Origin of the sequence: Methylobacterium sp. 285MFTsu5.1 (assembly GCF_000383455.1) — a bacterium.
GTDB lineage: Bacteria > Pseudomonadota > Alphaproteobacteria > Rhizobiales > Beijerinckiaceae > Methylobacterium.
Genome location: NZ_KB911334.1, coordinates 1 through 5,869 on the forward strand (window position 1 = coordinate 1; position 5,869 = coordinate 5,869).

6 protein-coding genes and 1 pseudogene are annotated in these 5,869 nt (G+C 63.2%); 6 read left to right on the forward strand and 1 reads right to left on the reverse strand.

All coding sequences use genetic code 11. From position 1 onward, the window contains the following. On the forward strand, nucleotides 1-590 hold a 590-nt coding region (locus H288_RS0131590; protein WP_020096549.1), incomplete at its 5' end, for an IS110 family transposase. Between the two features lie 364 nt (nucleotides 591-954). Here H288_RS0131590 and H288_RS0131595 read toward each other — a convergent pair. After that, nucleotides 955-3,153: a TonB-dependent siderophore receptor gene (locus tag H288_RS0131595; protein ID WP_051123815.1), complete on the reverse strand. Its 2,199-nt coding sequence runs from the start codon at nucleotides 3,151-3,153 to the stop codon at nucleotides 955-957. Between the two features lie 1,099 nt (nucleotides 3,154-4,252). Here H288_RS0131595 and H288_RS0131600 point away from each other — a divergent pair. From H288_RS0131600 to H288_RS0131615, 5 genes and pseudogenes are all read left to right on the forward strand, one after another. Then, the gene (locus H288_RS0131600; protein WP_020096551.1) at nucleotides 4,253-4,462 is read left to right on the forward strand and encodes a cold-shock protein; all 210 of its coding nucleotides are present in this window, start codon (nucleotides 4,253-4,255) and stop codon (nucleotides 4,460-4,462) included. A 98-nt stretch (nucleotides 4,463-4,560) separates the two neighbouring features. Next, nucleotides 4,561-4,929: pseudogene (locus H288_RS34645) on the forward strand (DUF6481 family protein). Nucleotides 4,930-4,970: 41 nt separating this feature from the next. Beyond that, nucleotides 4,971-5,168, forward strand: coding sequence for a hypothetical protein (locus H288_RS0131605; protein ID WP_020096552.1), 198 nt, complete (start codon nucleotides 4,971-4,973; stop codon nucleotides 5,166-5,168). A gap of 142 nt (nucleotides 5,169-5,310) precedes the next feature. Further along, complete coding sequence (locus tag H288_RS33370; RefSeq protein WP_020096553.1) at nucleotides 5,311-5,532, forward strand: hypothetical protein; 222 nt, start codon at nucleotides 5,311-5,313, stop codon at nucleotides 5,530-5,532. 47 nt (nucleotides 5,533-5,579) lie between these two features. After that, on the forward strand, nucleotides 5,580-5,869 hold a 290-nt coding region (locus tag H288_RS0131615), incomplete at its 3' end, for a transposase (protein WP_020665404.1).

Consider the following 5,869-nt stretch of genomic DNA (forward strand, 5'->3'; position numbering starts at 1 on the left):
GGATCGAGATGGCGCGGGGCCTGCGGCACGCGCTCGAACTGGCGGCCCGGCTCTCGGCCGGAGACGCGGCCGAGGTGCCGCCGTTAGCCCAGCGCAAGGTGACCGGGTTGGCCGATCAGATCGGTGCCTTGCAGATCCAACTCACCCGACTGGAGAAGGAGTTGCTGGCCTGGTACCGGGAAAGCGACCTGTCGCAGCGCCTTGCGACGATCCCGGGTGTCGGCATCGTCTCGGCAACCGCGTTGGCCGCCTCGGTGAGCGAGCCCGAACGCTTCCGCTCCGGTCGGCAGTTCGCGGCCTCGTTGGGCCTGACACCGCTGCAGAACTGCAGTGGTGGCAAGGAGCGCCTGGGCCGGATCTCGCGCATGGGCGACCGCTATTTGCGCCGGCTGCTCGTAGTCGGCATGACCTCTCTGATCCGGCGTGCGAAGACGACACCGACCTCGGTCGACCCGCGGCTGCCGGCGCTGCTGCAGCGTAAGCCGGTGCGCGTGGTGACCGTGGCGGCGGCCAATCGCACGGCGCGGGTCGCCTGGGCGATCATGACCCGCGGCGGCACCTACCGCGCACCGGCGGCCAGGGCTGCCTGACAGCACGCAAAGGAGACGTTTCCAGGTTGCGAGGACGATGAGAGTTGATGGCGAACCGGTCAGACCGGGAGCCGGGACACCCCGCCGGCTGTCCAGGGCGTCATAGCCCGCAAAGCAGAGTGGGACCCAGCTCGCGGATACCATCAGGGCCAGCGGTCAACATGAACGACTGCATCGACAGGCCGGACACAAGACTGCACCCGACCAACGCGTCAGAAGCTCAATTCGCCACTTGCAATGCGGGAGCCATCCACACAGGACGGGCAGGAAACCACCCTGAGCGGCCATCCTCCTATCGACCCATGTCGGATGCTGAGGTCGTTTTCAGGGTTTTCCGAAAGCCGCCGTTAAGACAACCTCATCGTCAAAAATCGATTGATGCCGAGAGCAAGAACGTCCGCGGCGTGCCCTGGCTCAGGATGCCTCGACCTGTCGACGCCCAGTAGTTGTTGCCGGTTGCGTTGACGACGTTCGCCCGAAGCGTCAGCGGGCGGTCCTGGAATGTGGTAGCGTAGCGTAGGCCGACATCGAGAGTCGCCCAATCCGGGATCTTCTGGCTGTTGGCTAGGTCGTAGTACTGGGCCGACGTGTAGATCACCCGGCCGGTGACCGTCAGGCCTGGGATGAAGCCCGGCGGCAGGTCGTACTCGCCGTAGAGGTTGAGCTGCACGTCCGGCACGCCCACTGCGACGCGACCGATGTTGCGAGGATCCTGGGCACGCACCTGCACGCCGTCGAGCAGGCTGACGCCGCCCAGGACGCGGATGCCCGGCGCCGGTTCGCCGAACACGGTGAGCTCGACTCCGCTGTTGCGCTGGCGCCCGTCGACCGAGAAAACGAGGGTCCGGGCATCGAGGAAGCCGGACGGCTGCTCAATCTCAAAGGCGGCGAAGCCGACCCCGACGGCACCGAAATCGTACTTGGCGCCGACCTCAGTCTGGCGGGAGACGAAGGCCGGGAAGGCGGCGGTGGCGTTGACGGCGTTCACGGGCGGAGCCGGGGATGTCAGGCCCTCGATGTAGTTGGCGTAGAGCGAGAGGCGCTCCCACGGCTTCACCACGAGGCCGATCCCCGGTGAGAATGCACCGCTCTCGCTCGAACCGGTCCGGAACCCCGTGACTGGGTTGTACGAGTTCACGTCGAGGCTCTGCCAGCGACCGCCGAGGGTGAGCAGCACGCGGTCGTCCAAGACCGACAGAGTGTCGGCGATGGCGATGCTGCGGTTGATCCGGCTCGAGGTGCGCGGCGTCGCATCCGACAGGCCGAGGGTCGAGCGTGGGGGGAGATAGACCGGAGCGTAGAGGTTCGAGACGATCGGCGCGCCGGCATTCTGCGCCGGCGGCTGGGCGAGGTCCTGCCAGAACCCGACCGCGGCTAGGCCGAAGCTGTGCTTGATCGGTCCAGTCTCGACGGTGCCGCGCAGTCCCGCCTCCGCCGTCTGGTTGACGATGTGGAACGGCAGGTAGCTGACCGGGTCGCGATAGTCGCCGCGGGCGTTGAAGATGGTCAGGACGCCGCCGAAGTACTCCTGCCGGAAGTTCGAGGCGCCGTAGGCACCGTAGACGGTGAGATCGGGCGTGAGGTCGTACTCGATCCGCGTGGCGAGCTGCTGGTTGGCGCTGTCGCGATACTCCCACGGCTGCTGCTGGTTCAGGGTCAGGTCCGGCGCGCGGGGGATGCGTACGCCTGCCGCCACGTTGCGGTTGCGCAGCGGCGAAGTGAAGTCGAGTTCCTGATATCCGAGATCGAGGCTCGCCCGCAGGCGCTCGCCGCGATAGTCGAGGGCGAGGGCCGCGAGGCCGAAATGTACGCTCTGATTGTCGATCGGGGTGTTGCCGTTGTTGAAGGCACCGTTGAAGCGGATGCCCCACTCCTTCGCGTCGCCGAAGCGGCGGCTCACATCGACGGCCTTGTAGACCTGGGCGTCCGAGCTGTAGCCGAGGGTGACGCGGTTGAGCGGCTCCTCACCGGCGCGCTTCGGGATCAGGTTGATGATGCCGCCGATATTGCCGAAGGGCGGGACGCCGGAGAGCAGCGTGGACGGCCCGCGCAGCACCTCGACGCGCTCGATCGGCTCGATCGCCGGGTTGAACGCATCGGCCACGCCGAACAGCCCGTTGAAGGCAATGTCCTGGGCGAAGACCGGAAATCCGCGGATGAAGAAGCCGAGGATGCCGGAGAAGGCCGGTACATTGGTGCGGATGGACGGATCGTTGTTGACCACGTCCTGAACGTTGCGAGCCTGCTGATCGCGGATGAGCTTGTCCGTGTAGCTGGTCGAGCTGAAGGGCTGATCGAAGACGTTGCGGTTGCCGAGTAGCCCGAGCCGCGAGCCTGAGCCGACTACGCCGCCGGGGTATGCGGATGGCGGGAGTCCAACGATCGCGGTCGAAGGGAGCGGAACGTTCCGTCCCTGCCCTCGCGCTTCTACCGAGAGTTCATCGAGCTGCACCTCCTGTGCGATGGCGCCGGACATGCCATTAATCGAGCCAAGAAGCGCAAGCCAAACGCCGAGTTCTCGCCCAGTCTTAAGTCTGGTGGCACGGATTTCTAGACGCTGCATTTCAACTCAACTCAGGATAGATATAAATTAAGAGGGGGCTCGTCTCTGACACTTTCCTCGCGTTCGTTACTTGCGCGCCCTGCCTAGCTAAGCAATCCGGGAAGCGTCTACGAAAGGGCAAATTCTGACTCTGTTGCTCAGATGTTTCATTGTTATAATGGAATAATTACAATCATAAAATTCATATGCCATCGACCGTTGAGTCGTCATAGATTCAATGCTCGAGATGTAAAGACTTTCAAGATGGATCCATTTTTTGTTTTGTATGGAGTATATATAGACAGAAAAGGGTGCGATATTGTCTGCACCGAGGCTAGGTGCCATCCAAGGGGGATGTCCGTTTCTCTGCCTTCCCGCTTGGAAGCGGTCCGGCGGAAATCCACCCATTTGAGACGCTCTGAGGGCCGTTGGCCCCGGCAGGACATGGCCGAAAGATGCCAGTCTGCGTCGGGGAAGGGCCGTTAGCAAAGCGGACGGATTTCCGCTGCTCCGCGCACGGCTTCAGTCCGTCACGCGGCCGATGGCTGTGGCTCGGTTCTAAAAGGAACTGGCCGGCTGACGATGCGCTCGGCTGGCGGCTCATGGCGCGCGCGGGCGCGACTATGAGAGCTTGCCACCAGCCGCCTCGATTCCGGCTCGGATGCCGAGGAGGAACCGCGTCGTACCGGCGACCGCATCGGGCTCAGCTGGCGCCGCCGGAGGGGCAACAGCTGTCCCCTGGATAAGTTGGAAGCCGACTGCGAAACCTTCCCGAAAATCGCCGTGCGGCACCCTGCTGATAGGCATCTGCAACTCCGATGGTTCAGGTGTCAGACCCTCAAATGGGAGTCCCCATCATCTATGGTTGTGCCCAAGAAATCGTAACGGCAAGGCCTGGAATACCGGCAACGACAACCAATTTCTTGCAAATCGGATTTACGGTTGTGATTATCCCGCGAATGGCGTACAGATCATAAATCGACTTTTGGCCAGACATTCGGCCGTATCGCCTCAACAGGGCGAGCGCTCTGCATCTCTCCCATTTTCGACGACTATCGACCGAGCGCGTGTGACCCATGCGTTCGACCTATTTGTTTGCCTATAATGATACGGAATACCTATGACCATCGGCACCGTTAAGTGGTTCAACGACACCAAGGGCTTCGGCTTCATTCAGCCGGATGACGGCGGCAAGGACGTGTTCGTCCACATCTCCGCCGTCGAGCGCGCCGGCATGAACAACCTCGTCGAGGGCCAGAAGGTCTCCTACGAGATGGAATCCGACCGCCGCACAGGTAAGCAGTCCGCCGGCAGCCTTCAGGCCGCTTGAGCCTCACTCGTCTAGCTATGACGAGCTTCGAAGCCGTTCCCTCGGGAGCGGCTTCATCTGTTTCTCGCTACCCGGCTGAGCCGTGGTGCGCACAAGGAATGTTCGTGGGACAATTCAAAACAGACCAGCTTGTTGATCGTCTTGAGGCAATTGCCAAAGCACGGCAGGCCACACTCGCCCGGTTCCGGGCACGCCCTGCACTGGATGATCCGGCCGTTCTCGCACGGCAGGCCGCGCGGCAAGCCATCGTTCAGGCACGAGAGGTGCGGATCAACGAGCGGGACATAGCCCGCTTGGCAGGGGAAGCTGAGCGCGAGGCTGAAGCCCTGGCCGCAAAGGAGCGTGCCGCGGCGGAACTCGTCCGCTAGGCCGCCGAAAAAGCAGAACGGCAAGCTGCACTCGCTGCTCAGCAGAAGATCGCGCGCGATGCACGCTTCGCAGCTCGCAAGGCAAGAGCACGCCGGTAGCCCGGACTTGTCGACACGGCACTAAACGACGGAGAAGCTCAATGTCTCACAAGTTCAAGATTGGACAGCACGTCCGCCAGCTTGGGATCAGCTATGCGGGCAACAAGAGCATCGTCGACGGCGTTTTTGAGGTTGTTCGTCTGATGCCGGATGACCGGGCCGGTGAGCCGACTTACCGAGTCAGGTCCGCAGGCGGCGAGCGTGCCGTGCGGGAAGGCGAACTCACACTCGCCTCCTGATCGGTTTCGACCGTTTTGGGCTGCGGGGGTAGACGTCGGCGCCTCGTACTTTGCATCGGCGGGTGCTCGCCAGGATCGTCGGCCTCAGGTGTCTGACGCTTGAGCCTCGAGCAGCTCCAGCCCGATTCGACCCGCTTCGAGTATGGGCGGCCTGTTGGCTGGCCTGGACGCCGCGGCTGAGGCTCTGACGACGCTGATATTCGACGGCGTGCCCCTGGCCGTCATCGCGCACTACCGCGAACATGTTGCCGCGAATACCGAGCGGTTGAGACTGCAGAACCCCGTGATGACCAACATCGATGCGCATTCGCCCGACGCGGCGTTGATCATGCCCAACCAGACGGCCTTCATCCTCAAGGTGTGAATCGCCCCGGGATTTTCGGAGGCTCCAACTCTTGAGAGACTGGAGCCATGACGAAGCATACCCCACCCTTTTCCCCTGAGGTTCGCGAGCGGGCAGTCCGGCTGGCCCGGGAGCATGAGAGCGAGCACGGTTCGCAATGGGCCGCGATCCAGTCGATCGCGGCCAAAATCGGTTGCTCTGGCGAAACGCTGCGCAAGTGGGTCCGTCAGGCCGAGCGCGACCGGGGCGTGCGGGCCGGACCGACGACGGATGAGCGCGAGCGGATCAAGGCGCTGGAGCGGGAGAACCGCGAGCTCCGGCAGGCCAACGAGATCCTCAGGAAGGCGAGCGCGTATTT